Here is a 26,633-nt window from a genome sequence, read left to right as displayed (position 1 = left end):
TTTAAACTCCTGATTCGCGATAGTGGACGTCGCTAACGGCACGCAGACGTTCTGCCGCCTGTTCCGCCGTCAGATCACGCTGGGTTTCCGCCAGCATTTCGTAGCCCACCATAAATTTACGTACCGTCGCAGAGCGCAGCAGCGGCGGATAGAAATGGGCATGCAGCTGCCAGTGCGGATTCTCTTCCCCGTTAAACGGTGCGCCGTGCCAGCCCATGGAGTACGGGAAGGAGCACTGGAACAGGTTGTCATAACGGCTGGTCAGTTTTTTCAGCGCCAGGGCAAGGTCGTCGCGCTGCGCGTCGCTGAGTTCGGTGATGCGCAGCACGTGTGCTTTCGGCAGCAGCAGCGTCTCAAACGGCCAGGCGGCCCAGTAAGGGACGACGGCCAGCCAGTGTTCGGTTTCCACCACGGTACGGCTGCCGTCTGCCTGCTCACGCTGCGCGTAATCCACCAGCATCGGCGAGCCGTTTTCCGCGTAATACGCTTTTTGCAGACGGTCTTCACGCTCGGCTTCGTTAGGCAGGAAGCTGTTCGCCCAGACCTGGCCATGCGGATGCGGGTTGGAGCAGCCCATTGCCGCACCTTTATTTTCAAACACCTGCACCCATGGGTAAGTTTGACCCAGCTCGGCAGTTTGCGCCTGCCAGGTGCTGACCACCTCTTTCAGTGCCTCAACGCTCAGCTCCGGCAGCGTTTTGCTGTGATCGGGAGAGAAGCAGATCACGCGGCTGGTACCGCGCGCGCTTTCACAGCGCATCAGCGGATCGTGGCTTTCCGGCGCGTCCGGCGTGTCGGTCATCAGGGCGGCAAAATCGTTGGTAAACACGAAGGTGCCTTGGTAGTCCGGGTTTTTATCCCCGGTCACGCGCGTATTGCCCGGACAGAGGAAGCAGTCCGGGTCGTGCTGCGGCAAGGTCTGTTTTGCAGGCGTCTCCTGCGCCCCCTGCCAGGGGCGCTTGGCGCGATGCGGAGAAACTAAAATCCATTGCCCGCTTAACGGGTTAAAGCGACGATGCGGATGATCGACGGGATTAAATTGCGTCATGACGGATCCTTAGTCCGGATAGCCTTGCGGGTGGCGCGACTGCCAGTGCCAGGTATCCTGTGCCATTTCATCAAGCGTGCGCGTCACTCGCCAGTTAAGCTCTTTGTCGGCTTTGGTGGCGTCGGCCCAGTAAGCAGGCAGATCGCCCTCACGACGCGGTGCGAAGTGGTAGTTCACCGGCTTACCGCAGGCTTTGCTGAAGGCATTGACCACGTCCAGCACGCTGCTGCCGACCCCGGCGCCGAGGTTGTAAATATGCACGCCAGGTTTATCCGCCAGCTGCTGCATGGCGGCAACGTGGCCATCTGCCAGATCCATCACGTGGATATAGTCGCGCACGCCAGTGCCATCTTCGGTGGGGTAGTCATTGCCAAAAATCGCCAGCGAATCGCGACGACCGACGGCAACCTGCGCGATATACGGCATCAGGTTGTTCGGAATGCCCTGCGGATCTTCACCCATATCGCCAGACGGATGGGCACCGACCGGATTGAAGTAGCGCAGCAGCGCGATGCTCCACTCCGGCTGGGCTTTTTGCAGGTCGGTCAGGATCTGCTCCACCATCAGCTTGCTTTTGCCGTACGGGCTCTGCGGCGTCCCGGTCGGGAAGCTTTCAACGTAAGGAATTTTGGGCTGATCGCCATAGACGGTGGCGGAAGAACTAAAGATGAAGTTTTTGACGTTAGCCGCACGCATGGCGGAGATGAGACGCAGGGTACCGTTGACGTTGTTGTCGTAATACTCGAGCGGTTTTGCAACGGACTCCCCGACGGCTTTCAGACCCGCGAAGTGGATCACCGCTTCAATGGCGTGGTCGTGAAGGATCTCGGTCATCAACGCTTCGTTGCGGATGTCGCCTTCCACGAAAGTCGGTTGTTTACCGCCAAGACGTTCAATCACAGGCAGCACGCTGCGCTTACTGTTGCACAGGTTGTCGAGAATGATGACGTCATGGCCGTTTTGCAGCAGCTGCACGCAGGTATGACTACCGATGTAACCGCTACCACCTGTTACCAGAACTCGCATATTTCGCTCCATTGGGCTTATGGTATGTAATAACCATAGCATAACAGAGACGCAAAAAGTGTGACATGGGATAAAATAGTGGAATCGTTTACACTGTTTTTAAAATCCGATTTTCAGCTGCCATGAGGCATTGTAGATCAACGGGATAGCAATGTATTAGTGCAGGTTATCTGAAAAACGGAGGGCGGTGCCCTCCGGGGGTCAATCGATTTTGCTTTGCAGATAACGATAGTGCTCGCCATCCGGAACAAACTCCAGGCGATGCGTGATGCAGGAGGGGGCATCTTCGGCATGATGTGAAACAAACAGCAGCTGCGTTTCACCTTCGCTAATCAGCACGTCCACAAAGCGGCGGATAAGCTGTCGGTTCAACGGGTCGAGTCCCTGCAGCGGTTCGTCGAGGATCAGCAGAGTAGGGTGTTTCACCAGCGCGCGAACGATCAGTGCCAGACGCTGTTGCCCCCACGACAGGCTATGAAACGGCGCGTCAGCGACCCGGTTGTCCATGCCCAGGATATCCAGCCACTGCTGGGCCAGCTTGTGCTGTTTGTCCGACACCGCCTGATAAATACCGATGGAATCAAAATAGCCGGAGAGGATCACGTTGCGTACCGTGGTACTGACCCGGTAATCCAGATGCAGGCTGCTGCTGACATAGCCGATATGTTTTTTAATATCCCAGATGGTTTCGCCGCTGCCGCGACGCCGACCGAACAGCGTCAGATCGTTGCTATAGCCCTGCGGGTGATCGCCGGTGATCAGGCTCAGCAGCGTGGATTTCCCCGCGCCGTTGGGGCCGACAATCTGCCAGTGCTCGCCCGGATTGACCGTCCAGCTGAGGCGGTTAAGGATCGGGCGATCGTCATAAGCGACCATCCCGTCACGCAGCACGATGCGCGGCTGGTGGGGATCAAGCGCATGGCGGGCCGAAGGGGCGTCGGGTTCCGGAAGGGTAATACCGTCGAGCTGTTCGCTGTGGGCGAGCTGGGCAATCAGCGCCTGCTTAAGCAGCGCGGTTTTTTCGCCGGTCTCGGTCAGGTTACAGTCGGCCAGGACGCCCGCGTGCTGGATAAAGTCCGGAATTTCATCAAAACGGTTAAGCACCAGCACGAGGGTATATCCCTGCTGATTAAGCGACGCCAGCAGAGACGCCAGCTGCGCTCGGGACTGCACGTCAAGACCGTCGAACGGTTCGTCCAGAATAAGCAGTTCAGGTTCGCTCATCAGCGCCTGACAAAGCAGCGTTTTTCGCGTCTCGCCGGTAGAAAGGTATTTAAAGCGCCGGTCCAGCAGAGGGGTGATACCGAACTGTTCTGCCAGGCGCTCACAGCGGGCGGGGTCTTTCACCTCATCCTGTATAATTTCTGCGGTCGTGCGGCCGGTATCGTCTTCGCCAGGGCTGAGCAAATCGGTGTTGTTGCGCTGCCACTCGTCGCTGACCAGCTTTTGCAGTTGTTCAAACGACAGGCGCGTCAGACGCGTAAAGTCGCTCTGATATTCGCCCTTGAGGAGGTTGAGCTCTCCCGCCAGCGCACGGGCCAGCGCAGATTTACCGCTGCCGTTGGTGCCGACAAACGCCCAGCTTTCACCCGCGCGTAGTGTCAAATCAGCAATCGTCAGCGTTCGGGTATCGCTAAGACGAAACGTGCCTTGCGAAATATGCAATGATGACATGATTTATCCCTGTTTTTGCAGCAATAGATATCAGGGATACGCACTGTCGGTACGATTGTCAATGCGCTCAGCACAAAGTGGCGATAATCACCCGGTCCGCGTTGAAATACGCGGTGACGACAGCACCTTCTTCTAAACCATCCGACTCGCTGAGCGGTAGGGTCGCGCAAAGCGGCTGCCCATCTGCCAGGGTCATGAGCACTTCGCACTGCGCCTGGCCGCGTTCGATGTGGCTGATTGTGCCCTGCAGCTGGTTATCTGCTGCCTTTGCCGCATCGGGATCGCGCGTGATAGTGACCCACGGCGCCTTCAGCAGCACCAACACCTCTTTACCTTCATCCAGTTCAAGACGTTCCGCGCTTTGCGCCGTTATGGCGGCTTTCAGGCGGGTGGTGCCATCGGCAAGCAGGATCTCAATATGCTGCTGTATCTGCAGATTATCGCGCGCCGTCACCGTTCCAAACCACTGGTTGCGGGCGCTGGTTTGTAGCGAGAAGCGGGAAATGGCGGCCAGCAGACTGTCCAGTGGCACGTTATCGTCATCGCTTAACACATCGAACGCTTTTTGCTGAATCTGGGCCAGCAGATCGTAAAGCTGAATAAGGCGCTGTCCATAACGCGTCACGATCGCACCGCCGCCACCTTTGCCGCCCGTGGCTCTGTCCACCAGCGGCTGTTCGCTCAGGGTGTTCATTTCGTTGATGGCGTCCCAGGCGCTTTTATAGCTGATGCCCGCGTTTTTCGCCCCCTGGCTAATCGAGCCCGTTTGTTCTATTTGTTTAAGCAGGGCGATACGTCGCGGATCGGCGAAAAGCTTTTGCTGAAGTCGGAGTGTAAGGAGAATTTCGGCCTGCATAACAGTGTCCTGGCAAAAAGGGTATTGTGACCCAAATGGTGCAGGGCGCAAAGGGTACCGCACAAAAGGGGATGTTTTTCTCAGTTGAAAGGGTAGAATACGCTATTCACAATATCTGGAGAAAACCATGTTAGAGTTGTTGAAAAGTCTGGTATTCGCCGTGATCATGGTACCAGTAGTGATGGCCATCATCCTCGGTGCCATCTACGGCCTGGGTGAAGTGTTCAACGTCTTTTCGAACATTGGTCACAGAGACCAGGCTAAAAAGCAGCATTGATTCCCCCCAAAACGCCCGGCTTGCCCGGGCGTTTTGCTCTCAAGATTTTCCCGTTTTCGCCGATAATATTTAACGTATCACACCGGTTTACCTCTTCAGCGGTACGATTTAACGCTGGGATCTCCCTGACGTTACCGTTATATTGATGTGTATATAACGCTACTCACAGGAGTTAAAAATGGCACGTACCTGGGTACGCCTTTTCGCAGGGGCAACGCTGACGCTTTCACTTACCGGCCACGCGCTGGCGGACGAGGGTAAAATCACGGTCTTTGCGGCGGCGTCATTGACCAACGCGCTGCAGGATATCGCGGCGGCGTATAAAAAAGAGAAAAACGTCGAGGTGGTCTCCTCGTTTGCCTCTTCCTCGACGCTGGCGCGCCAGATAGAAGCGGGCGCACCGGCGGATCTGTTCATCTCGGCTGACCAGAAGTGGATGGATTACGCGGTGGAGAAGAAAGCGATTGATGCGGCAACCCGCGAAACGCTGCTGGGGAATAGCCTGGTTGTCGTGGCACCAAAAGCCAGCGCTCAGGCTGACTTCACCATCAACAAAGAGACCAACTGGATAAGTCTGCTGAACGGCGGGCGTCTGGCGGTGGGCGATCCGGAGCACGTTCCGGCCGGGATCTATGCCAAAGAAGCGCTGCAAAAGCTGGGCGCGTGGGAGACATTGTCGCCGAAGCTGGCTCCGGCGGAAGATGTCCGCGGCGCGCTGGCGCTGGTGGAACGCAACGAAGCCCCGCTGGGCATTGTGTATGGCTCTGATGCCGTCGCCAGTAAGGGTGTGAAAGTGGTGGCAACGTTCCCGGAAGACTCCCACAAGAAAGTGGAATATCCTGTTGCGATTGTTGATGGACATAAAAATGCGACCGTGACGGCTTTCCGCGATTATCTGAAGGGGCCGGAAGCGTCCGCAATCTTTAAACGTTACGGATTTACGACTCACTGATGATATTGACCGATCCTGAATGGCAGGCTGTTCTGCTGAGCCTTAAAGTCTCTTCCCTGGCGGTTGCGCTGAGTTTGCCCTTTGGGATTTTCTTTGCCTGGTTACTGGTTCGCTGTCAGTTTCCCGGCAAAGCGCTGCTCGACAGCGTGCTTCATCTTCCGCTCGTGTTGCCGCCCGTGGTGGTCGGTTATCTGCTGCTGGTTTCGATGGGGCGGCGCGGTTTTATCGGCGAGAAGCTCTACGACTGGTTTGGGCTGACGTTCGCTTTTAGCTGGCGCGGTGCGGTACTGGCGGCAGCGGTAATGTCATTCCCGCTGATGGTGAGGGCGATCCGCCTCGCGCTGGAAGGCGTGGACATGAAGCTCGAACAGGCGGCGCGTACGCTGGGTGCCGGGCGCTGGCGCGTCTTTTTCACCATCACGCTTCCCCTGACGTTACCCGGCATTATTGTCGGGACGGTACTGGCCTTCGCCCGCTCGCTGGGCGAGTTTGGCGCGACAATCACCTTTGTCTCGAACATTCCCGGCGAGACGCGAACCATTCCATCGGCCATGTATACCCTGATTCAAACGCCGGGCGGAGAGGGCGCGGCGGCGCGGCTGTGTATCATCTCAATCGTATTAGCCCTGGTATCGCTGCTGGTGTCGGAATGGCTGGCGCGGCTGAGCCGTGAGCGGATGGGGAAATAAGCATGCTGGAACTGAATTTCACTCAGACGCTGGGAAACCATACCCTGACGCTTAACGAGACGCTGCCTGCAAGCGGTATCACCGCCATTTTCGGCGTGTCGGGGGCGGGAAAAACGTCGCTGATAAATGCCATCAGCGGCCTGACGCGCCCGCAGTCAGGACGGATTGTATTGAATAACCGCGTTCTGAATGACGTGGAAAACAAGGTGTATCTGTCGCCGGATAAACGCCGCATTGGCTATGTTTTCCAGGACGCGCGCTTATTCCCGCATTACAGCGTGCGCGGCAACCTGCGTTACGGCATGGCGAAAAGCATGACCGGACAGTTTGATAAACTGGTGACGCTTTTAGGCATTGAGCCACTGCTCGACAGGCTGCCATCCTCGCTTTCCGGCGGAGAAAAACAGCGCGTGGCCATTGGCCGCGCGTTGCTGACCGCGCCCGAACTGCTGCTGCTCGACGAACCGCTGGCCTCGCTGGATATTCCGCGCAAACGTGAGCTCCTGCCCTACCTGCAGCGCCTGACGCGGGAAATTAATATTCCAATGCTCTACGTCAGCCATTCGCTGGATGAGATCCTGCATCTGGCCGACAAAGTGCTGGTGCTGGAAGAGGGCAGCGTCAAGGCCTTCGGCAACTTGGAAGAGGTGTGGGGCAGCAGCGTGATGCACCCCTGGTTGCCCCGGGAACAGCAGAGCAGCATCCTGAAAGTGAGCGTGCTGGAACACCACCCGCACTACGCGATGACGGCGCTGGCGCTGGGCGATCAGCACCTGTGGGTCAATAAGATCGACAAGCCATTACAGTCCGCGCTGCGTATTCGTATTCAGGCATCTGACGTTTCGCTGGTGCTGCAGCCGCCGCTGCAAACCAGTATTCGAAATATCCTGCGCGCCAAAGTGGCGGAGTGTTTTGATGATAACGGCCAGGTGGAAGTGAAGCTCGAGGTGGGAAGCAGAACGCTCTGGGCACGCATCAGCCCGTGGGCCAGGGATGAGTTAGGGATCAAACCTGGCCTGTGGCTCTACGCGCAAATCAAGAGCGTCTCGATCACCGCCTGATTACAGCAGGTGGGTATAAATGTACTGCGCGATGCTGTCGGTGGTGTTGTCGCCAATCACCACGTTAGCGCGCGCTTTTACCGCGTCGTCGGCATTGCCCATCGCCACGCCCGTACCGACGGCTTCCAGCATGCTGATGTCGTTGTAGTTGTCGCCGAAGGCGATCGCGTCCTGCATTGACCAGCCCTGCGATTCTACATACTGCGTCAGACGCTTGCCTTTGCTGTTGCCTTTGCGGGCAATATCCACCTGATCGTGCCAGGACCATTCGCACTCCAGACCCAGCGTCTGTTCCACGTGTTTCGCGAAGGCATTCAGTTTGGTCGTGTCTTCATCCGTCAGGGCAAATTTCCAGATAGCCTCAACGTCCTGGGCTGCCTGACGCAGGGAAGATACCTGAGTAAAGACCGGACGCTGCGCTTCAGGCAGGGACAACGCCCAGTTGCTGGTGCGCACCACATGGCCGGTTGGGCGCTCGTAGACCATCGCGTTATCCACGTACATCAGGCCGTGAATGGCATGCTCATCCAGCAGATCAATCAGTTGCAGCGCCTGGGGAACCGGCAGCGGGTCGGAGGCTAAAACCTTTTTTGCCTGATAATCATACAAATAAGTGCCATTACAACAAATTGCAGGTGTATCTAACGCCAGTGCCTGATAAAAAGGGTGAATGGCTACGTGATGTCGACCCGTTACGATAAGGAGTTGATATCCCGCTTCCTGTGCGCGTTTAAGCGCTTCCAGAGAAGAGGGGAGAAGGGTTTTTTGCGGCGTCAGTAAGGTACCGTCTAAATCCAGAGCAATCACACGCGAGGTCATTTGTTTTTCCGGGTTAATATTGAATTTACGTTTTGATGGGATGTTACACCGAGAGGCGAACGCTTTAAAACTCCTGTCGACAATTCAGCATTCACCGTCAAAAGTTAACTACTTTCATGCGCAGTGAGGAGTGAATATTCATGAAACAAACCGTTTATACCGCCAGTCCTGAAAGCCAGCAGATCCACGTCTGGCGTTTAAATACCGAGGGGACACTCACGCTGGTTCAGGTTGTTGATGTACCAGGTCAGGTGCAACCGATGGTTATCAGCCCGGATAAACGTTTCTTGTACGTGGGTGTGCGCCCGGAGTTTCGCGTGCTGGCCTATCGCATCTCTCCGGACGACGGCGCGCTGACTTACACTGCCGAAGCCCCGTTGCCGGGCAGCCCAACCCATATCTCAACCGATCGTAAAGGCAACTTTGTCTTCAGCGGCTCTTATAACGCGGGTTGCGTCAGCGTAACCCGTCTTGAAGATGGCATTCCGGTCGAAACCGTGGATGTGGTGGAAGGGCTTGAAGGCTGCCACTCGGCGAATATCTCTCCGGATAACCGCACGCTGTGGGTGCCTGCGCTGAAGCAGGATCGTATCTGCCTGTTCACCCTGAGCGACGATGGTCACCTGGTGGCGCAGAATCCAGCTGAAGTCACGACGGTAGAAGGCGCAGGTCCGCGTCATATGGTCTTCCATCCGAACCAGCAGTACGCCTACGTGGTCAACGAACTGAACAGTTCTGTGGACGTATGGGAACTGAAAGATCCAAACGGTCAGATTGAGTGCGTGCAGACGCTGGACATGATGCCGTCTGATTTCTCCGACACCCGCTGGGCGGCAGATATCCACATTACGCCAGATGGCCGTCATCTGTACGCCTGTGACCGTACCTCCAGCCTGATTACCGTGTTTAGCGTTTCCGAAGACGGCAGCGTGCTGGCGGTTGAAGGCTTCCAGCCGACGGAAACTCAGCCGCGCGGCTTTAATATCGATCACAGCGGCAAATACCTGATTGCAGCGGGGCAGAAATCCCACCATATCGCGCTGTATGAAATTAAAGGCGAGCAGGGTCTGCTGGAAGAGAAAGGGCGCTACGCCGTAGGCCAGGGGCCGATGTGGGTGGTGGTTAACGCTCACTAAGCGGCTTAAAACAAAAAACCTCGCGAATGCGAGGTTTTTTTATGGCCGGTGGCACTGCGTTTACCGGGCCTACATAACCTGTAGGCCGGGTAAGGCGAAGCCGCAACCCGGCAAAAGGACTGCTTACTGCTTCGGCTCAGCAACCACTTTGCTACCCAGACCGCGGTTGTTGTACTCCCACATGCGGTTGAAGTTAGCGTCGTTCAGGTTACGCTGCACGTTCCCTTTATCGTCCACCGCACCGGTATTGCCGGAGAACGGACGTTTGGAGATTGCCGCATCCGCCCACGGCTTCGCCATGTTGAAGCCTTCGTTGATCACGCTGTCGCGGATCACAACCTGACCGTTGGTCGCAGCGTCCACATCCAGGGAGCGTCCCAGCTGCGCCACGCCGTCACCGGCAGCGTTAAAGCGGCTGTTCACGGCCAGGAAGCCGAAGAAGAGGTTCGACTGGGTTGCCGGAGCAAACACGTAACCTTCCTGCTGAGTGCGTGAGTTCACCACGCGGAAATCGGTGTTATCAAATACCACCGCGCCGCGGCCGGACACCAGATCCACATCACCTTCAACGTAGCTGTTGGTCACCAGCGTACGGGTCAGACGGTTATTCTGCAGCGTGTTCTGTACACCGCTGTTGGTCACGAAGAAGGTGTTCTGACGACCCAGAATGTTGACGTTGTTAATCTGCACTTTATCGCCATCGCTGCGCAGCGCGACGGCCTGGTGGTTACCGGCGTCAACGCTGTCACCCAGGGTATTCTGGATGGTCAGGTTCTGCAGCTGCAGACCGTTATTCTGGGACCAGAACACCGCAGAGCACATCACGCCAATGGTGGCGGCACGCTTGCTCTGGCAGTTATCAAACATGTACCACGCCGGTTTACCCGGCATATATTTACCGGCCGGGTTCACCAGGTGACGCCAGGTGTTGCTGTCGATTTCGGAATCAATCGCCAGGCCAATTTTTACGTCGATCGCTTTTTCGCCCAGACCGTAAAGCGTAATGCTGCCCGGTGCCGCCGGAACATAGACGGTGCCTTCATATTCACCTGGCAGGATCGCGATGTACTGGCGAGACGCGCTGTGTTTCGTGATGGCAGCATCTACCGCAGCCTGAATCGAGGTATGCGTTACGCCCTGCGCACCCGCCGGGCCAACCACGAAGTCAGGCTGTTTCGGCAGGTTAATCGAGGACGGGGTCCACGGCGCAGCGTTAGGATCCATCGACGAGAAGTAGTGCGCACGGTCGAGCTTTTCGCTTCATCAGCGGACAAAATCGGGCGGGAGGCCGTACCTGGCGCGACCTGCTCAGAAGGCCGCTGATCCGGTGGGGTTGAACTGCATGCGGATAATGTCACGCCAAAGGCGAGTGCTAACGCCAGACGGGAAATCCTGGAAATGTTCAAGGTGAAGCTCCTGGGTATGCAAGTCTTTACGGGATAGACGAAATAGCCTGCTTTTTTATACTAAGTTGAGCGAAACGGGAAGATAAAAAGGGTAAAAGTTGCATTTTTAGCCCAGGGACGGCGGGTAAGTGATCACAAATAAATAACATTTTCCGCAAAGTCGGTTGACAGCAGACATTAGATGAAAATAAATGTCTATACAACCTATGACAAGTGGAATGCCCATGCAGCAGATTCATCCCGACGATGTGATATGGCGAAATGCGCGACTGGCTACGATGGCGCCGGACGTCTGTGCGCCCTATGGACTGAAAGAGCAACACGCCCTGGTCGTACGCGGCCACACCCTTCTGGCCGTGATCCCTGAATCTGACATTCCGGCCGGACACCGTCACTGTGTCGATCTTCAGGGACGTCTGGTCACGCCGGGCCTGATTGACTGCCATACCCACCTGGTGTTTGGCGGCGATCGCGCGGCGGAGTGGGAGCAGCGTCTTAACGGTGTCTCTTATCAAACCATCAGCGCCCAGGGGGGCGGGATTAACGCTACCGTGACGGCGACGCGCAGCAGCTCGCCCGAAACCCTGCTTAAGCTGGCGCAGCAGCGACTTCAGCGTCTGATGAATGAAGGTGTCACCACGGTTGAAATCAAATCCGGATACGGTCTCAACGCCGAGGCCGAAGAGAAGATGCTGCAGGTCGCACGCCAGCTGAGCCTCAATAATCCGGTTGATATCAGCCCAACGCTGCTGGCGGCTCATGCGGTTCCGCCGGAATACCGACAGGATCCGGATGCGTACCTCACGCTGGTCTGTGATCAGATATTGCCCACGCTGTGGCAAAAAGAGTTATACGAATCAGTAGACGTGTTCTGCGAAAACGTCGGCTTTACGCCGTCGCAAACCGAGCGCCTCTTTAAGGCGGCGACCGCGCTCGGTATTCCGGTGAAAGGGCACGTCGAGCAGCTGTCGAATCAGGGCGGTGCGGCGCTGGTCAGCCGGTATAAGGGGCTCTCCGCCGATCATATCGAATATCTTGACGACGCAGGCGTTCAGGCGATGGCGCAAAGCGGCACGGTTGCGGTCCTGTTGCCGGGCGCGTTCTATTTTCTGCAGGAGCGCCAGCGTCCGCCGGTGGAACAGCTAAGAAAACAGGGCGTGCCGATGGCGGTCGCGACCGACTATAACCCCGGAACCAGCCCGTTTGCGAGCCTGCACCTGGCGATGAACATGGCCTGCGTCCAGTTTGGCCTGACGCCTGAAGAGGCCTGGGCTGGCGTCACGCGGCATGCCGCGCAGGCGCTGGGCCGCGGTGAAACCCACGGACAGCTGCGGGCCGGGTTTGTCGCTGATTTCATCGTCTGGGATGCACACCATCCGGTAGAGATGGTCTACGAGCCGGGACGCAATCCGCTGTATCAACGTATTTTCCGTGGGGAGGCAGTATGAGGTTATGGCGGCCCGTAGCCGAAACGGTCTGGCAGGGGCGCGACGACAGCGCCGAGGCCAGCAACGCAACGCGCATTTTCCAGACGATACGGCAGCAGGGAGCGTTCACGCCGCTATCATCCGGCATTGCGCTGATAGGCTTTGAATGTGATGCAGGGGTAAAACGCAATCAGGGCAGGCCAGGCGCCGTGCAGGCGCCAGATATGCTGCGAAAGGCGCTGGCGAATATGGCCAGCCATCAGGGACACGATCGGCTGGCGGATATGGGCTCGGTCTACGTTGAAGGTGACGAGCTTGAGGCGGCACAGCAGACGTTAAGCGATGCCGTGACAGCCTGCCAGCGCTCCGGGATGCGCACGCTGGTCTTTGGCGGCGGACACGAAACCGCGTGGGCGCACGGTCGCGGCGTGCTGGACGCCTTCCCGAACGAGCGGGTTGTCATCATCAACCTTGATGCCCATCTCGATCTGCGCAAGGCCGACCGGGCGACGTCCGGCACGCCGTTTCGCCAGCTGGCGCACTACTGCGATGAGCGCGGGCGGGCATTTCAGTACGCCTGCTTTGGCGTGAGCCGTGCGGCTAACACGCAGGCGTTGTGGGATGAGGCTGAACGCCTGAACGTCACGCTGGTGGAAGATCTCCATTTCAGGCGCGATGCACTGTCTGCGCTGGAAAGTGTGCTGGCGCAAGCCGATCGCATTTACCTGACGATCGATCTGGACGTGCTGCCCGCCAGCGAGATGCCTGCCGTTTCCGCTCCGGCTGCGTTAGGCATACCGGCACTGGATCTCCTCCCCGTCATCGAACATATCTGCCGTAGCGGTAAGCTCCAGGCCGCCGATCTGGTAGAGTTTAACCCACAGTACGATCGGGACGGGCAGGGCGCTAAGCTCGCCGCCCGCCTGGCCTGGCAAATTGCTCACTGGTGGGCATAACACTATTCAAGGAGTCACGATGTTTTCACGCTCACCCCTGCCGCAGTCGAGCTCTCCCGCACCTTTCTACGAAAAGGTGAAGCAGGCGATCAGCGAAAAAATCGCCACCGGCGTCTGGCGGCCGCACGACCGTATTCCCTCGGAGGCCGAACTGGTGGCGCAGTTTGGTTTTAGCCGGATGACCATCAACCGGGCGCTGCGCGAGCTGACCGACGAAGGGCTTCTGGTGCGTCTGCAGGGCGTCGGGACGTTTGTGGCGGAACCGAAAGGGCAATCCGCCCTGTTTGAAATCCGCAGTATTGCGGACGAAATTGCCGCGCGTAATCATCAGCACCGCTGTGAGGTGCTGGTGCTCGAAGAGACCCAGGCCAGCGCCGAGCAGGCGGTAGAGCTGAACGTCAAAGAAGGCAGCCGCATCTTCCACTCCGTGATGGTGCATTTCGAAAACGACATTCCGGTGCAGATTGAAGATCGCTGCGTTAACGCCGAACGGATACCGGACTATCTGAACCAGGATTACACCCACACCACGCCGCATGCCTATCTTTCGCTTGTCGCACCGCTGACGGAAGGGGAGCACATTGTGGAAGCCGTGCGCGCCACGCCGCAGGAGTGCGAGCGGCTGCGCATTAAAGAGCACGACCCGTGCCTGCTGATCCGCCGTCGAACCTGGTCCTCATTGCACATTGTGTCGCATGCCCGGCTGCTTTTCCCGGGTAACCGTTACCGGCTGCAGGGCCACTTTATGTCATAAGTTTTATAAGCGTGATCTCTAACGCAATATAACAAAATTGTATCTTTTTTGTTAAATCCAACCTTGTGTGTGCTTGTCTATACAAGTATATCTAAATGCATCATCTGTCCCGTATAGGAGCACACAATGTCGTCAGGTAAATACCGCCAGCAGGACGTCCGCGCCGCGCGCGGCACCACCCTTACCGCCAAAAGCTGGCTCACCGAAGCCCCGCTGCGCATGTTGATGAACAACCTCGATCCTGAGGTGGCGGAAAACCCCCACGAGCTGGTGGTTTACGGCGGCATAGGTCGCGCCGCGCGCAACTGGGAATGCTATGACGCAATTGTAAAATCCCTGACCGAACTCGAACACGACGAAACCCTGCTGGTGCAGTCCGGCAAGCCGGTGGGCGTGTTTAAAACGCACAAAAACGCCCCGCGCGTGCTGATCGCCAACTCTAACCTCGTGCCGCACTGGGCAACGTGGGAACACTTCAACGAACTGGACGCGAAAGGGCTGGCGATGTATGGCCAGATGACCGCCGGGAGCTGGATCTACATCGGTAGCCAGGGGATCGTGCAGGGCACCTACGAAACCTTCGTGGAAGCCGGTCGCCAGCACTACAACGGCTCGCTGAAAGGCCGCTGGGTATTGACCGCTGGTCTGGGCGGCATGGGCGGCGCGCAGCCGCTGGCCGCCACGCTGGCCGGCGCGTGCTCTCTGAACATTGAGTGCCAGCAGAGCCGCATTGATTTCCGTCTGCGCACCCGTTACGTCGATGAACAGGCGACCAGCCTGGACGATGCGCTGGCGCGCATCAAAAAATACACGTCCGAAGGCAAAGCGGTGTCGATTGCCCTGTGCGGCAACGCGGCAGAAATTCTTCCTGAACTCGTTGCCCGCGGCGTGCGCCCGGATCTGGTCACCGACCAGACCAGCGCCCATGACCCGCTGCACGGCTACCTGCCAAAAGGCTGGTCGTGGGAAGAATATCAGCAAAAAGCGGAGACTGACCCGGAAGGTACGGTGCTTGCTGCGAAACGCTCCATGGCCGAGCACGTCTCCGCGATGCTGGCCTTCAGCCAGATGGGTATTCCGACCTTTGATTACGGCAACAACATTCGCCAGATGGCGAAAGAGATGGGCGTGAATAACGCCTTCGATTTCCCCGGCTTCGTTCCGGCCTATATCCGTCCGCTGTTCTGCCGCGGCATCGGGCCGTTCCGCTGGGTTGCCCTGTCCGGTGACCCGGAAGATATCTACAAAACCGACGCCAAAGTGAAGGAAATCGTCGCCGATGACGAACACCTGCACCACTGGCTGGACATGGCCCGCGAGCGCATTAACTTCCAGGGGCTGCCAGCGCGTATCTGCTGGGTAGGGCTGGAGTGGCGTCAAAAACTCGGCCTCGCCTTTAACGAAATGGTGCGCAGCGGTGAAGTTTCCGCACCGATCGTCATTGGCCGCGACCACCTGGACTCCGGCTCCGTTGCCAGCCCGAACCGCGAAACGGAAGCCATGCGCGACGGCTCGGATGCGGTGTCCGACTGGCCGTTGCTGAATGCCCTGCTGAATACCGCCAGCGGCGCGACCTGGGTGTCACTGCACCACGGCGGTGGTGTGGGGATGGGCTTCTCCCAGCATTCCGGGATGGTTATTGTCTGTGACGGAACGGATGAAGCCGCCGCGCGTATCGCTCGCGTGCTCCACAACGACCCGGCCACCGGCGTGATGCGTCACGCGGATGCAGGTTACGAGATTGCCATTGACTGTGCCAAAGAGCAGGGCCTTAACCTGCCGATGATCCCTGCCACACAAGGAAAGCATGAATGAACGCATTAACCCTCACTCCCGGCTCACTGACGCTCAAACAGCTGCGTAACGTCTGGCGTCAGCCGGTCACCCTTTCGCTGGATGAAAGCGCTCACGCCGCCATTAACGACAGCGTGGCCTGCGTTGAAGCCATCGTTGCCGAAGGGCGCACGGCTTACGGGATTAATACCGGCTTTGGGCTGCTGGCGCAGACCCGCATCGCGACGCACGATCTGGAAAACCTGCAGCGTTCGCTGGTGCTGTCGCACGCGGCGGGCGTCGGCCAGCCGCTTGACGATGAGATTGTCCGTCTGATGATGGTGCTCAAAATCAACAGCCTGGCGCGCGGTTTCTCCGGCATCCGCCTGAGCGTGATCCAGGCGCTGATGGCGTTGGTTAATGCGGAGGTCTATCCGTGGATCCCGGCGAAGGGTTCCGTCGGGGCCTCCGGCGATCTCGCACCGCTGGCGCACATGTCGCTGCTGCTGCTGGGTGAAGGCAAAGCGCGCTGGCAGGGGGAGTGGCTTCCGGCGAAAGAGGCGCTGAAAAAAGCCGGCTTAACGCCGATCACGCTGGCGGCGAAAGAGGGGCTGGCGCTGCTGAACGGCACCCAGGCGTCGACCGCCTTCGCGCTGCGCGGCCTGTTTGAAGCGGAAGATCTGTTTGCCTCGGCGGTGGTGTGCGGTGCGCTGACCACCGAAGCGGTGCTGGGCTCGCGTCGCCCGTTCGATGCCCGCATCCACGAGGTGCGCGGTCAGCGCGGGCAGATCGATGCTGCCGCGATGTACCGTCACGTGCTTACCGACACCAGCGAGATCGCGGATTCACACCACAACTGTGAAAAGGTGCAGGATCCGTATTCCCTGCGCTGCCAGCCGCAGGTGATGGGCGCGTGCCTGACGCAACTGCGCCAGGCGGCGGAGGTGCTGCTGGTGGAGGCCAACGCGGTGTCCGATAACCCGCTGGTGTTCGCTCAGGAAAACGAGGTGGTCTCCGGCGGTAACTTCCACGCCGAGCCTGTGGCAATGGCGGCGGATAATATCGCACTGGCGATTGCCGAAGTCGGCGCGTTGTCCGAGCGCCGCATCGCGCTGATGATGGATAAACACATGTCCCAGTTGCCACCGTTCCTGGTGCGTAACGGCGGGGTCAACTCGGGCTTTATGATTGCTCAGGTGACGGCCGCAGCGCTGGCAAGCGAGAACAAGGCGCTGTCGCATCCGCACAGCGTGGACAGCCTGCCAACCTCGGCGAATCAGGAAGATCACGTTTCGATGGCACCGGCTGCCGGGCGTCGTCTCTGGGAAATGGCCTCCAACACCCGCGGCGTGCTGGCGGTGGAATGGCTGGCGGCGAGTCAGGGTATCGATCTGCGTGAGGGGCTCAAATCCAGCCCGCTGCTGGAGCAGGCGCGTCACGTGCTGCGCGAGCACGTCACGCATTACGACGACGACCGCTTCTTTGCCCCTGATATTGATAAGGCGATGCAGCTTCTGGAAGAGGGGCGGCTGGTGGGGCTGTTACCTTCGGTGCTGTGATTTTTTTGCCCGGTGGCGCTGCGCTTACCGGGCCTACGAGTGCGAAATCCAGGCCGGGTAAGGCGTAGCCGCCACCCGGCTTTTTTTACGAATACATCGCCGTAATCGACGCGCTGCCAAGCGAATGGAAATGCACGTTAAACCCGACCATTGCGCCGCTCGCGCCTTCATCGACCTCAATCTTCTCCACATCCAGCGCGTGCACCGTGAAGATATAGCGGTGGGTTTCCCCTTTTGGCGGCGCCGCGCCGCCGTAGCCCGCTTTACCGAAGTCAGTACGCGTCTGAATGGCACCTTCAGGCAGGGCAACCAGGTCTGAACCGGAACCCTGCGGCAGCACGCGCGTGTCGGCAGGCAGGTTTGCCACGATCCAGTGCCACCAGCCGGAGCCAGTTGGCGCATCCGGGTCGTAGCAGGTCACGACAAAGCTTTTGGTGCCTGCCGGAACCTCGTCCCACGCCAGGTGCGGGGAGATATTGTCTCCCTGATACCCCATGCCGTTAAAAACGTGACGTTCCGGCAGTTTTTCACCGTCGCGCAGATCTTTACTGATGATTTTCATACGGTTTACCCTCGTTGATCGCTCGTTCAGCAAGTGTAATGCATAGGGTTAAATCGTGAAATGCGCGGGAATGTTAACGGCTGTTACGACCGCGTCGGTTAATTTACGCAGCTGCTCCGGCGTAATGCTGTACGGCGGCATCAGGTAGATAAGCTTACCGAAAGGCCGTACCCATACGCCCTGATCCACGAAGAAACGCTGCAGCGCCGCCATATTCACCGGATGGGTGGTTTCAATCACCCCGATGGCGCCCAGCACGCGCACGTCCGCCACGAAATTCGCCCCCGAGGCGGCGCTCAGTTCCGCTTTCAGCTGCGCTTCAATCGCCGCAACCTGCGTCTGCCACTCGCCGCTCGCCAGAATCGCAAGGCTTTCGCTTGCGACCGCGCAGGCCAGCGGGTTACCCATAAACGTCGGGCCGTGCATAAAGCAGCCTGCTTCGCCGTCGCTGATGGTGTCGGCGACCTGGCGGGTCGTGAGCGTGGCGGAGAGCGTCATGGTGCCGCCCGTCAGCGCTTTGCCGAGGCACAGAATATCCGGGGCGATACCCGCATGTTCGCAGGCAAACAGCTTGCCGGTGCGGCCAAAGCCGGTGGCGATCTCATCGGCAATCAGCAGAATGCCCTCGCGGTCGCACATTCTGCGAATACGCCTCAGCCATTCCGGATGGTACATCCGCATTCCGCCCGCGCCCTGCACGATCGGTTCAAGAATGACGGCAGCAATCTCGTGACGATGTGCCGCCATCAGCCGCGCGAAGCCGACCATGTCCATCTCGTTCCACTCGCCGTCGAAGCGGCTCTGCGGCGCAGGGGCGAACAGGTTTTCCGGCAGATACCCCTTCCACAGGCTGTGCATGGAGTTATCCGGATCGCACACCGACATCGCCCCGAAGGTATCCCCGTGATAGCCGTTGCGGAAGGTGAGGAAACGCTGGCGCGTTTCGCCCTTCGCGTGCCAGTACTGCAGCGCCATTTTCATCGCCACTTCCACCGCCACGGAGCCGGAATCCGCCAGGAATACGCACTCCAGCGAGTCAGGCGTCATCGCTACCAGACGGCGGCATAAATCCACCGCGGGCTGATGGGTGATCCCGCCAAACATCACGTGCGACATCTGGTCAATCTGGGCCTTCATCGCCGCATTCAGGCGCGGGTGGTTGTACCCGTGAATCGCCGCCCACCAGGAGGACATTCCGTCAACGAGCTGTTCGCCGCTGGCGAGATGCAGCTCGCAGCCGTGGGCGGAGGCCACCGGATAGACGGGAAGGGGGCGGGTCGTGGAGGTGTAAGGGTGCCAGATATGCTGTTTGTCGAAGGCGAGATCGTCCTGGGTCATAATCGACTTGTAAACCATTTTGAAAAGTTTTAGGTTTACGAGTATAAACCGAACCGAAAATTAACAAAACCCTTTGGAGAAGCCCGATGGCTCACCACGCACGCTGGACGATGTCGCAAGTTACTGAATTATTCAACAAACCTTTCCTTGAGCTGATGTTCGAAGCCCAACAGGTGCATCGTCAGCACTTCGATCCCCGCCATGTTCAGGTCAGCACGCTGCTGTCGATCAAGACCGGCGCCTGCCCCGAAGACTGCAAATATTGCCCGCAGAGTGCGCGCTACAAAACCGGTCTGGAGTCAGAGCGCCTGATGGAAGTGGAGCAGGTCCTTGACTCCGCGCGCAAGGCGAAAAACGCTGGATCAACCCGCTTCTGCATGGGCGCGGCGTGGAAGAACCCGCACGATCGCGACATGCCGTACCTGGAGCAGATGGTGAAGGGCGTGAAGGAGATGGGCCTCGAAGCCTGTATGACCCTCGGTACGCTCAACGAAGAGCAGGCGCAGCGCCTCTCGGCCGCGGGGCTGGATTACTACAACCACAACCTCGACACCTCGCCGGAATTTTACGGCAATATCATCACCACGCGTACCTACCAGGAGCGTCTGGATACGCTGGATAAAGTGCGTGACGCGGGGATCAAGGTCTGTTCCGGCGGCATCGTGGGCTTAGGCGAGACGGTGAAAGACCGCGCGGGCCTGCTGCTGCAACTGGCGAACCTGCCGACCCCGCCGGAAAGCGTGCCAATCAACATGCTGGTGAAGGTCAAGGGCACGCCGCTGGCGGATAACGAGGACGTGGATGCGTTTGATTTTATCCGCACCATCGCGGTGGCGCGCATCATGATGCCAACGTCTTACGTTCGCCTCTCGGCGGGCCGCGAGCAGATGAACGAGCAGACCCAGGCGATGTGCTTTATGGCCGGCGCCAACTCCATCTTCTACGGCTGCAAGCTGCTGACCACGCCGAACCCGGAAGAGGACAAAGACGTTCAGCTGTTCCGCAAGCTGGGGCTGAACCCGCATCAGACCGAAGTCCTGACGGGCGATAACGAGCAACAGCAGCAGCTGGAGCAGCAGATTTTCAACGCCGACACCGACCAGTTCTACAACGCGGCAGCCGTATGACCTGGCAGGCACGTATCAACTCTGCGCTCGACGACCGTCGGGCGGCAGAGGCATTTCGCGTTCGCAGGGTGGTGGAAAACGGCGCGGGTCGTTTTCTTACCCGTGAAGGCCAGCGGTTCTGCAACTTCTCCAGCAACGACTATCTCGGGCTGAGCCAGCATCCGGCCATTATCCGCGCCTGGCAGCAGGGCGCGGAGCGGTTTGGCGTGGGCAGCGGCGGATCGGGACACGTCAGCGGATACACCACGGCGCATCAGGCGCTGGAAGAGGCGCTTGCCGACTGGCTGGGCTACCCGCGCGCGCTGCTGTTTATCTCCGGCTTTGCCGCCAACCAGGCGGTCATCACGGCCCTCATGGGGAAGGACGATCGCATTGTCGCCGACCGCCTGAGCCACGCCTCCCTGCTGGAGGCGGCAAATTTAAGCCCGGCGCAGCTGCGGCGTTTTGCCCATAACGATGCGGGACAGCTTGCTGCGCTGCTGGATAAACCCTGCGAAGGACAACAGCTGGCGGTCACGGAAGGGGTGTTCAGCATGGACGGCGACAGCGCGCCGCTTGCCGCGCTGCACGAGGCCGCAAAGCGGCAGCATGCCTGGCTGCTGGTGGACGATGCCCACGGCACTGGCGTGATGGGCGACGAAGGGCGCGGGAGCGCGTATCAGCAAAACGTGAAGCCGGAACTGCTGATTGTCACCTTCGGCAAAGGTTTTGGCGTTAGCGGTGCCGCCGTGCTGTGCAGCGAATCCGTCGCCGACTATCTGCTGCAGTTTGCCCGACACCTGATTTACAGCACCAGCATGCCTCCGGCGCAGGCCGTGGCGCTGTCAGCGTCGCTGGCGGTGATACGCAGCGCGGAAGGGGATGAGCGTCGCCAGCGGCTGGCAGAGCATATCGCCCGCTTCCGTCAGGGACTCGCGGCGCTGCCCTTCCGCAGCACCGATTCGCAGAGCGCTATCCAGCCGGTGATTGTCGGTGAAAATGCCCGCGCGCTGGCCCTGGCACAGGCGCTGCGCCAGCGCGGCATGTGGGTGACCGCCATCCGCCCGCCCACCGTCCCACCAGGCACGGCGCGGCTGCGCTTAACCCTGACGGCGGCGCATGAACGACAGGATATTGAGACGTTGCTGGAGGCGCTCCATGATGCCGGTGAATAAGCAGGCCATCGCGGCCGCATTTGGCCGCGCCGCGCAGAGCTATTCGCAGCATGATGAGCTGCAGCGTCTGAGCGCGCAGGGGCTTCTGGCCGCCCTTGGCGAGAACGGTTTTCCACAGGTGCTGGACGCCGGGTGTGGTCCCGGCAGCAACAGCCGCTACTGGCGCGGGGCAGGAAGCCAGGTGACGGCTATCGATCTCTCAGCCCAGATGCTGGAAGAGGCACGCCAGCGGCAGGCGGCAGATCGTTATCTGCTGGCCGATATCGAGGCGATCCCGCTGGCGGACGCGCAGTTTGATCTGGTCTGGAGCCATCTGGCGGTTCAGTGGTGCAGCAGCCTGCCGCAGGCCTTGCGTGAGCTTTATCGCGTCGCGCGACCGGGCGGGAAGGTGGCGTTTACCACCTTGCTGGAAAGTTCGCTGCCGGAGCTGAATCAGGCCTGGCAGGCAGTCGATGAACAGCCGCACGCTAACCGGTTTTTATCGCATGAGCAGGTGATGCAGGCGCTGAAAGGCTGGCGCGCTCGCAGTGTGGTGCAGACCATCACGCTCAATTTTAGCGATGCGTTCAGCGCCATGCGTTCGCTGAAGGGCATAGGCGCCACGCACCTGCATACCGGACGCGAGAAAAAACCGCTCACCCGCGGTCAGCTGCAGCGCCTTGAGCTGGCCTGGCCGCAGCAGCGGGGTCAATTCCCGCTCTCCTATCAACTTTTTCATGGGATTATCGAACGTGACTGAACGTTATTTTGTCACCGGCACGGACACAGAAGTGGGCAAAACGGTGGCCAGCTCGGCGCTGCTGCAGGCGGCACGGCTGCTCGGGAAAAACACCGCCGGGTATAAGCCCGTGGCGTCCGGCAGCGAGATGACGGCGGAAGGGTTACGCAACACCGACGCGCTGGCGCTCCAGCGTAACAGCACGCGTGAACTCGCCTATTCCGCGGTGAATCCGTACACCTTTGCCGAGCCGACCTCGCCGCACATTATCAGCGCCGATGAAGGTCGTCCGATTGATTTCGCCGTGCTGTCTGCCGGACTGCGGACGCTGGAAAATCAGGCCGACTGGGTGCTGGTGGAAGGGGCTGGCGGCTGGTTTACGCCGCTTTCGGACACGCAGACGTTTGCTGACTGGGTGCAGGCCGAGCAGCTTCCGGTCATTCTTGTCGTCGGCGTCAAGCTGGGCTGCATCAATCACGCCATGTTGACGGCGCAGGCCATACAGCAGGCCGGGCTGCGTCTGGCGGGCTGGATAGCCAACGACGTGGTTGCGCCGGGTAAACGACACCTGGAGTATCTGGCGACGCTCAGGCGCGTCCTGCCCGCCCCGTGCCTCGGGGAGATCCCCTGGCTTGCTGACGGCGCGGAAAATGCCGAAACCGGACGTTATCTCGATCTCAGCGTTTTGCTTCCCGCGACATCCAGTGAGCGATAAGCTCGTCATCCAGTTCGTTAACGTGGCCCTGCGCCACGTTACGCCCGCGATAGAGCATACAGAAACGGTCCGCCACCCGACGGATAAACGACAGCTGCTGCTCCGCTAACAGCACCGTCATACCCAGCTCCCGGTTTAATCGCCCCAGCAGTTGCACCAGCTTCTGGGCAACGCTGTGCCCCGCGCCGTGCAGAGGTTCATCCAGGATCAGCAGGTGAGGGCGGTTTACCAGCGCATTAGCCAGCGCCAGCTGATACTGGTCGTCCGGAGAGAGCGTGTTGGCGCGGGTTTGCCGCACCCCATAGAGCGTCGGAAACAGGTCGTAAACGTCATTTTTCGCCTCCGGATTAGGTTTCCCCGTCGCCCGCATGGCGATATGCAGGTTCTCCTCAATCGTTAGCTGAGAGAAGATCCGCCTGTCCTGCGAGACATAGCCAATCCCCGGCCCGGAACGCTGTTCTGACGGCGGGTGGAGCAAATCACGCGGCGGCGCGCCCGCCTCATACCAGATGATGCTGCCGCTTTCGACGGGCACTTTCCCGGCGATGCAGTTCATGAGGGTGGTTTTCCCCATCCCCGGCAGGCCAACGACGCCTGTACACATCCCTTGCGGAAAATCTAAATCCACATTCCATAGCGTATGTTGACTTCCGTAAAACTGATTCACTGCACGCAGACTCAACATCTTTCTCTCCTTAAAAATGTGTGTAGGTGTGGCTCGTGGATGAATCTGCAAAACCCCTGCCATAAAGCGGAAAGTGGTTAAAAAAGCGACTTTTTTAGGAATAAGTCACAGAAGCGCGGCGGATAAAAACCGGGCTTGCACATCGACGGTGCTGGCGGTGGTGAGTTGTGGTGCAGAGCCCGAAAGGGTGAAAATGTGAGCAAGATCGCATCGGATGGTTATGAATGACGCAACTGTTAATCAGCAAAAAATAGCTATAAAAATTTTTTGCCACCGTCTCGTGGGAAAATCCGGGAATTTGCGGAGCGCCAGTCTGTATGGGCTGGAAGCAGTTATCCACTATTCCTGTGGATAACCATGTGCATTAGAGTTAGAAAACACGCGATAAGCGAGAGAAGACGCGGCTTACGCCCAAATTGACGCGAAACGCGGCTTTAGAAAATATCGTTTAGTTTTTAATTGCTTAGATAAAAGCAATTCCCGTCATGAAAGTGTCACCGGTTGCCACAAAACTATCATTACCTGGCTTGACAAATGTTAAAAAAGAAAAAGTTCTGGGGATAACCTGACCTGACTGGTGTTTTATGTTGTCACAGTCCAAATTTTGGTCGCTATCGCGCTAATCATTCAGGCGCTACTCTAAATATCCTGACATGCTACTGGTTTTTCATCCAGTGTTTTTTACTGGCATTCCTGGCAACAAGGAGTAAAATTACTCACCTGCCGCTTATAACGTCATCAGGTTGTCGCCCATGAGTAAACCGTTCAAATTGAATTCTGCTTTCCGTCCATCTGGCGATCAGCCTGAGGCGATCCGTCGTCTGGAAGAGGGACTGGAGGATGGGCTGGCGCACCAGACGCTGCTGGGGGTCACCGGCTCGGGTAAAACATTTACCATTGCCAACGTGATTGCGGATCTCCAGCGCCCAACGATGGTTCTGGCACCCAATAAAACCCTGGCGGCGCAGCTTTACGGCGAGATGAAAGAGTTCTTCCCGGAAAACGCGGTAGAGTATTTCGTCTCCTACTACGATTACTACCAGCCTGAAGCCTATGTGCCGAGCTCTGACACCTTCATTGAGAAAGATGCCTCGGTGAACGAACACATCGAGCAGATGCGACTGTCGGCCACAAAGGCGCTTCTGGAGCGTCGTGATGTGATCGTCGTGGCCTCGGTTTCCGCGATCTACGGTCTGGGCGATCCGGATCTCTATCTCAAGATGATGTTGCACCTGACGCAGGGGATGATCATCGACCAGCGCGCGATTTTGCGTCGCCTGGCGGAGCTGCAGTACACCCGCAACGACCAGGCCTTCCAGCGCGGCACCTTCCGCGTGCGCGGTGAAGTGATCGACATCTTTCCGGCAGAATCGGACGATATGGCGCTGCGCGTCGAGCTGTTTGACGAAGAGGTTGAACGCCTGTCGCTCTTCGACCCGCTGACCGGACACGTTGAGTCGGTGATCCAGCGCTTCACCATCTACCCGAAAACGCACTACGTGACGCCGCGCGAGCGTATCGTGCAGGCGATGGAAGAGATCAAAGTGGAGCTGGCCGAGCGCCGTAAGGTGCTGTTGGCGAACAATAAGCTACTGGAAGAGCAGCGCCTCAGCCAGCGTACCCAGTTCGACCTGGAGATGATGAACGAGCTGGGCTACTGCTCCGGCATCGAAAACTACTCCCGCTTCCTCTCCGGGCGTGGGCCGGGAGAGCCGCCGCCGACGCTGTTTGATTACCTTCCGGCCGACGGTTTGCTGGTGATCGACGAATCCCACGTCACGATCCCGCAGATCGGCGGGATGTACCGTGGCGACCGGGCGCGTAAGGAGACGCTGGTGGAGTACGGTTTCCGTCTGCCGTCAGCGCTGGATAACCGTCCGATGAAGTTTGAAGAGTTTGAGGCGCTGGCGCCGCAAACCATCTACGTCTCGGCCACGCCGGGCAACTATGAGCTGGAAAAATCGGGCGATGAGGTGGTTGACCAGGTGGTGCGTCCGACCGGGCTGCTGGATCCGGTTATCGAGGTGCGTCCGGTGGCCACGCAGGTGGACGACCTGCTCTCTGAGATTCGCGCCCGTTCCGCCATCAACGAGCGCGTGCTGGTGACCACGCTCACCAAGCGTATGGCGGAAGACCTGACCGAGTATCTCGAAGAGCACGGCGAGAAGGTGCGTTATCTGCACTCGGATATCGATACCGTGGAGCGCATGGAGATTATCCGCGACCTGCGTCTGGGCGAGTTTGACGTGCTGGTAGGGATTAACCTGCTGCGAGAAGGTCTCGATATGCCGGAGGTCTCGCTGGTGGCGATTCTGGATGCGGACAAAGAGGGCTTCCTGCGTTCCGAGCGTTCGCTGATTCAGACCATTGGCCGCGCCGCGCGTAACGTCAACGGTAAAGCGATTTTGTACGGTGACAAAATTACCCCGTCGATGGCGAAAGCGATTGGTGAGACGGAGCGCCGCCGCGAGAAACAGCAGCGCTACAATGAAGAACACGGCATTACCCCGCAGGGGCTGAACAAGAAGGTGGTGGATATTCTGGCGCTGGGTCAGAACATCGCCAAAACCAAAGCGAAAGGCCGCGGCAAGGCGCGTTCAGTGGTGGAAGAAGATACCGTCGTGCTGACGCCAAAAGCGCTTCAGCAGAAAATCCACGAGCTGGAAGGACAGATGATGCAGCACGCGCAGAACCTGGAGTTCGAAGAGGCGGCGCAGATCCGCGACCAGCTTCATCAGTTGCGGGATCTGTTTATCGCGGCATCGTGAGTAAAGCGTTGTTTTCTCCCTCTCCCCGTGGGTTGAGGAATCCCCACAAATTAATGCGAGCACTGAACAATCCCCTCGCCCCTTTGGGGAGAGGGTTAGGGTGAGGGGAACATACGGCAGCGGTGGTCATTCCGTTCACTTTATGTTCCTTGC

At 58.6% G+C, this 26,633-nt stretch carries 23 protein-coding genes and 1 pseudogene; 15 read left to right on the top strand and 9 right to left on the bottom strand.

What is annotated here, in order from left to right; genetic code table 11:
• Position 1 precedes the first annotated feature (1 nt).
• From galT to modE, 4 genes are all read right to left on the bottom strand, one after another.
• Complete coding sequence (gene galT, locus ACMGGE_RS10370; RefSeq protein WP_334763103.1) at positions 2–1,048, bottom strand: galactose-1-phosphate uridylyltransferase; 1,047 nt, start codon at positions 1,046–1,048, stop codon at positions 2–4.
• Positions 1,049–1,057: 9 nt separating this feature from the next.
• Entirely contained in the window at positions 1,058–2,074 is a 1,017-nt protein-coding gene (galE, locus tag ACMGGE_RS10365; RefSeq protein ID WP_048026980.1) for a UDP-glucose 4-epimerase GalE, read from the bottom strand.
• A 201-nt stretch (positions 2,075–2,275) separates the two neighbouring features.
• Entirely contained in the window at positions 2,276–3,748 is a 1,473-nt protein-coding gene (modF, locus tag ACMGGE_RS10360) for a molybdate ABC transporter ATP-binding protein ModF (RefSeq protein ID WP_414454874.1), read from the bottom strand.
• 67 nt (positions 3,749–3,815) lie between these two features.
• Complete coding sequence (gene modE / locus ACMGGE_RS10355) at positions 3,816–4,604, bottom strand: molybdenum-dependent transcriptional regulator (RefSeq protein ID WP_196364859.1); 789 nt, start codon at positions 4,602–4,604, stop codon at positions 3,816–3,818.
• 127 nt (positions 4,605–4,731) lie between these two features.
• On the opposite strand from modE, the gene ACMGGE_RS10350 reads away from it, so the two are divergent.
• The 4 genes from ACMGGE_RS10350 to modC all read left to right on the top strand — a co-directional run bounded on the left by ACMGGE_RS10350 (position 4,732) and on the right by modC (position 7,583).
• Complete coding sequence (locus tag ACMGGE_RS10350; protein ID WP_008501118.1) at positions 4,732–4,881, top strand: AcrZ family multidrug efflux pump-associated protein; 150 nt, start codon at positions 4,732–4,734, stop codon at positions 4,879–4,881.
• A gap of 178 nt (positions 4,882–5,059) precedes the next feature.
• Complete coding sequence (modA, locus tag ACMGGE_RS10345) at positions 5,060–5,833, top strand: molybdate ABC transporter substrate-binding protein (RefSeq protein WP_196364858.1); 774 nt, start codon at positions 5,060–5,062, stop codon at positions 5,831–5,833.
• Positions 5,833–6,522, top strand: coding sequence for a molybdate ABC transporter permease subunit (gene modB, locus ACMGGE_RS10340; protein WP_045909470.1), 690 nt, complete (start codon positions 5,833–5,835; stop codon positions 6,520–6,522). Before modA ends, modB begins: the two co-directional genes overlap by 1 nt.
• 2 nt (positions 6,523–6,524) lie before the next feature.
• Positions 6,525–7,583: a molybdenum ABC transporter ATP-binding protein ModC gene (modC, locus tag ACMGGE_RS10335; RefSeq protein WP_167212242.1), complete on the top strand. Its 1,059-nt coding sequence runs from the start codon at positions 6,525–6,527 to the stop codon at positions 7,581–7,583.
• Here modC and ACMGGE_RS10330 read toward each other — a convergent pair whose 3' ends face one another.
• Complete coding sequence (locus ACMGGE_RS10330) at positions 7,584–8,402, bottom strand: pyridoxal phosphatase (RefSeq protein ID WP_047073877.1); 819 nt, start codon at positions 8,400–8,402, stop codon at positions 7,584–7,586. It lies immediately after the preceding gene.
• A 140-nt stretch (positions 8,403–8,542) separates the two neighbouring features.
• Here ACMGGE_RS10330 and pgl point away from each other — a divergent pair, with 140 nt between their 5' ends.
• Entirely contained in the window at positions 8,543–9,538 is a 996-nt protein-coding gene (gene pgl / locus ACMGGE_RS10325; RefSeq protein WP_045909472.1) for a 6-phosphogluconolactonase, read from the top strand.
• A 123-nt stretch (positions 9,539–9,661) separates the two neighbouring features.
• Here the strand turns inward: pgl and ACMGGE_RS10320 are convergent.
• Positions 9,662–10,944: pseudogene (locus tag ACMGGE_RS10320) on the bottom strand (putative acyl-CoA thioester hydrolase).
• A gap of 224 nt (positions 10,945–11,168) precedes the next feature.
• On the opposite strand from ACMGGE_RS10320, the gene hutI reads away from it, so the two are divergent.
• The 5 genes from hutI to hutH all read left to right on the top strand — a co-directional run bounded on the left by hutI (position 11,169) and on the right by hutH (position 17,413).
• Complete coding sequence (gene hutI / locus ACMGGE_RS10315; RefSeq protein ID WP_063621195.1) at positions 11,169–12,392, top strand: imidazolonepropionase; 1,224 nt, start codon at positions 11,169–11,171, stop codon at positions 12,390–12,392.
• Positions 12,389–13,327 (top strand): formimidoylglutamase, encoded by a 939-nt coding sequence (hutG, locus tag ACMGGE_RS10310; protein ID WP_063621197.1) that lies wholly within the window; start codon positions 12,389–12,391, stop codon positions 13,325–13,327. Before hutI ends, hutG begins: the two co-directional genes overlap by 4 nt.
• Before the next feature lie 19 nt (positions 13,328–13,346).
• Positions 13,347–14,081, top strand: a complete 735-nt coding sequence (locus tag ACMGGE_RS10305; protein WP_325818711.1) for a histidine utilization repressor — start codon at positions 13,347–13,349, stop codon at positions 14,079–14,081.
• A gap of 126 nt (positions 14,082–14,207) precedes the next feature.
• A complete protein-coding gene (gene hutU, locus ACMGGE_RS10300) occupies positions 14,208–15,896 on the top strand; it encodes a urocanate hydratase (RefSeq protein WP_196364851.1) in 1,689 nt (562 codons plus the stop codon).
• Complete coding sequence (hutH, locus tag ACMGGE_RS10295) at positions 15,893–17,413, top strand: histidine ammonia-lyase (protein WP_262764678.1); 1,521 nt, start codon at positions 15,893–15,895, stop codon at positions 17,411–17,413. The genes hutU and hutH overlap by 4 nt, the downstream gene beginning before the upstream one ends.
• An 85-nt stretch (positions 17,414–17,498) precedes the next feature.
• Here the strand turns inward: hutH and ACMGGE_RS10290 are convergent, their stop codons facing one another.
• A complete protein-coding gene (locus ACMGGE_RS10290; RefSeq protein ID WP_008501131.1) occupies positions 17,499–17,975 on the bottom strand; it encodes a kinase inhibitor in 477 nt (158 codons plus the stop codon).
• 48 nt (positions 17,976–18,023) lie between these two features.
• Complete coding sequence (gene bioA / locus ACMGGE_RS10285) at positions 18,024–19,313, bottom strand: adenosylmethionine--8-amino-7-oxononanoate transaminase (protein ID WP_420293728.1); 1,290 nt, start codon at positions 19,311–19,313, stop codon at positions 18,024–18,026.
• Between the two features lie 86 nt (positions 19,314–19,399).
• On the opposite strand from bioA, the gene bioB reads away from it, so the two are divergent.
• From bioB to bioD, 4 genes are read left to right on the top strand one after another with little or no spacing between them, the layout of a single operon-like run.
• Positions 19,400–20,440: a biotin synthase BioB gene (gene bioB / locus ACMGGE_RS10280; protein ID WP_008501133.1), complete on the top strand. Its 1,041-nt coding sequence runs from the start codon at positions 19,400–19,402 to the stop codon at positions 20,438–20,440.
• Positions 20,437–21,594, top strand: a complete 1,158-nt coding sequence (bioF, locus tag ACMGGE_RS10275; RefSeq protein ID WP_420293727.1) for an 8-amino-7-oxononanoate synthase — start codon at positions 20,437–20,439, stop codon at positions 21,592–21,594. The genes bioB and bioF overlap by 4 nt, the downstream gene beginning before the upstream one ends.
• Positions 21,578–22,333, top strand: coding sequence for a malonyl-ACP O-methyltransferase BioC (bioC, locus tag ACMGGE_RS10270; protein WP_262795991.1), 756 nt, complete (start codon positions 21,578–21,580; stop codon positions 22,331–22,333). The genes bioF and bioC overlap by 17 nt, the downstream gene beginning before the upstream one ends.
• A complete protein-coding gene (bioD, locus tag ACMGGE_RS10265) occupies positions 22,326–23,027 on the top strand; it encodes a dethiobiotin synthase (protein ID WP_074180315.1) in 702 nt (233 codons plus the stop codon). The genes bioC and bioD overlap by 8 nt, the downstream gene beginning before the upstream one ends.
• On the opposite strand, the gene ACMGGE_RS10260 is transcribed toward bioD, so the two are convergent.
• Positions 22,990–23,712: an ABC transporter ATP-binding protein gene (locus ACMGGE_RS10260; RefSeq protein ID WP_414454882.1), complete on the bottom strand. Its 723-nt coding sequence runs from the start codon at positions 23,710–23,712 to the stop codon at positions 22,990–22,992. The two genes, bioD and ACMGGE_RS10260, sit on opposite strands and share 38 nt — an antisense overlap.
• Before the next feature lie 752 nt (positions 23,713–24,464).
• Here ACMGGE_RS10260 and uvrB point away from each other — a divergent pair.
• The gene (gene uvrB / locus ACMGGE_RS10255; protein ID WP_045909484.1) at positions 24,465–26,480 is read left to right on the top strand and encodes an excinuclease ABC subunit UvrB; all 2,016 of its coding nucleotides are present in this window, start codon (positions 24,465–24,467) and stop codon (positions 26,478–26,480) included.
• Positions 26,481–26,633: the final 153 nt, after the last annotated feature.

It is taken from the genome of Enterobacter sp. BNK-22 (assembly GCF_048684805.1).
GTDB classification, from domain to species: domain Bacteria; phylum Pseudomonadota; class Gammaproteobacteria; order Enterobacterales; family Enterobacteriaceae; genus Enterobacter; species Enterobacter quasiroggenkampii.
Note: the sequence above shows the minus strand (reverse complement) of the source record. Positions and strands in the feature narration are given on the sequence as shown.

Coding starts and splice junctions, on each gene's coding strand:
- ACMGGE_RS10330 (WP_047073877.1), bottom strand. CDS start 8,402: ATGACCTCGCGTGTGATTGCTCTGGATTTAGACGGTACCTTACTGACG.
- hutH (WP_262764678.1), top strand. CDS start 15,893: ATGAACGCATTAACCCTCACTCCCGGCTCACTGACGCTCAAACAGCTG.
- modE (WP_196364859.1), bottom strand. CDS start 4,604: ATGCAGGCCGAAATTCTCCTTACACTCCGACTTCAGCAAAAGCTTTTC.
- galT (WP_334763103.1), bottom strand. CDS start 1,048: ATGACGCAATTTAATCCCGTCGATCATCCGCATCGTCGCTTTAACCCG.
- uvrB (WP_045909484.1), top strand. CDS start 24,465: ATGAGTAAACCGTTCAAATTGAATTCTGCTTTCCGTCCATCTGGCGAT.
- ACMGGE_RS10350 (WP_008501118.1), top strand. CDS start 4,732: ATGTTAGAGTTGTTGAAAAGTCTGGTATTCGCCGTGATCATGGTACCA.
- ACMGGE_RS10260 (WP_414454882.1), bottom strand. CDS start 23,712: ATGTTGAGTCTGCGTGCAGTGAATCAGTTTTACGGAAGTCAACATACG.
- hutG (WP_063621197.1), top strand. CDS start 12,389: ATGAGGTTATGGCGGCCCGTAGCCGAAACGGTCTGGCAGGGGCGCGAC.
- bioA (WP_420293728.1), bottom strand. CDS start 19,313: ATGACCCAGGACGATCTCGCCTTCGACAAACAGCATATCTGGCACCCT.
- pgl (WP_045909472.1), top strand. CDS start 8,543: ATGAAACAAACCGTTTATACCGCCAGTCCTGAAAGCCAGCAGATCCAC.
- modB (WP_045909470.1), top strand. CDS start 5,833: ATGATATTGACCGATCCTGAATGGCAGGCTGTTCTGCTGAGCCTTAAA.
- modA (WP_196364858.1), top strand. CDS start 5,060: ATGGCACGTACCTGGGTACGCCTTTTCGCAGGGGCAACGCTGACGCTT.
- galE (WP_048026980.1), bottom strand. CDS start 2,074: ATGCGAGTTCTGGTAACAGGTGGTAGCGGTTACATCGGTAGTCATACC.
- bioC (WP_262795991.1), top strand. CDS start 21,578: ATGATGCCGGTGAATAAGCAGGCCATCGCGGCCGCATTTGGCCGCGCC.
- ACMGGE_RS10290 (WP_008501131.1), bottom strand. CDS start 17,975: ATGAAAATCATCAGTAAAGATCTGCGCGACGGTGAAAAACTGCCGGAA.
- ACMGGE_RS10305 (WP_325818711.1), top strand. CDS start 13,347: ATGTTTTCACGCTCACCCCTGCCGCAGTCGAGCTCTCCCGCACCTTTC.
- bioB (WP_008501133.1), top strand. CDS start 19,400: ATGGCTCACCACGCACGCTGGACGATGTCGCAAGTTACTGAATTATTC.
- hutI (WP_063621195.1), top strand. CDS start 11,169: ATGCAGCAGATTCATCCCGACGATGTGATATGGCGAAATGCGCGACTG.
- modC (WP_167212242.1), top strand. CDS start 6,525: ATGCTGGAACTGAATTTCACTCAGACGCTGGGAAACCATACCCTGACG.
- hutU (WP_196364851.1), top strand. CDS start 14,208: ATGTCGTCAGGTAAATACCGCCAGCAGGACGTCCGCGCCGCGCGCGGC.
- modF (WP_414454874.1), bottom strand. CDS start 3,748: ATGTCATCATTGCATATTTCGCAAGGCACGTTTCGTCTTAGCGATACC.
- bioF (WP_420293727.1), top strand. CDS start 20,437: ATGACCTGGCAGGCACGTATCAACTCTGCGCTCGACGACCGTCGGGCG.